1 protein-coding gene is annotated in these 509 nt (G+C 71.5%); it reads right to left on the reverse strand.

Annotated features, from left to right (window positions below):
* Position 1 precedes the first annotated feature (1 nt).
* A partial coding sequence (pssD, locus tag RCG67_RS17490) for a PssD/Cps14F family polysaccharide biosynthesis glycosyltransferase (protein ID WP_368828093.1) occupies positions 2-509 on the reverse strand: 508 nt, incomplete at its 5' end.

Genomic DNA, 509 nt, shown 5'->3' on the forward strand with positions numbered 1-509 from the left:
GCTACATCAGCGCGCCGATGTTGACGGCGTCGGGGAAGTGCTTGCGCTGCTCCTCCCACTGGACGGCGAAGACGTCCGAGAGGGGGTAGCACAGGCGCCCGCTGAGGGTCGGCATCGTGATCCGGTCGAAGCACTCGATGAAGACCGTCCGGATCCCCAGCAGCCGGGCCACCAGGAAGAACGGGACGGACACGCCGGCGCCGGTGGTCAGCACGGCGTCGGGCCGCTCCGCGCGCAGCAGCCTCCAGGCGAGCCCGGCGTTGCGGACGGCGTTGGGGATGTTGCGGGTGGTGGGGAAGTGGGCCCAGTGGGTGGTCTCGCCCTCGAGCAGGGCGTGCACCTCCGGCAGGTCGAAGGTGACCCAGGACCGCTCGTGGGCCCGCCACAGTTCCTCGAGGTTCATCAGCTGCGCGAGGTGCCCGCCGCCGGAGGAGACCATCATGAGACGCACGGTCAGGCTCCCGTCGTGCCGGCCGGGGCGGGCCGCGCCTGGCGCTGGAGGACGAACG

Source organism: Kocuria cellulosilytica (genome assembly GCF_040981245.1).
Taxonomy (GTDB): domain Bacteria; phylum Actinomycetota; class Actinomycetes; order Actinomycetales; family Micrococcaceae; genus Kocuria; species Kocuria cellulosilytica.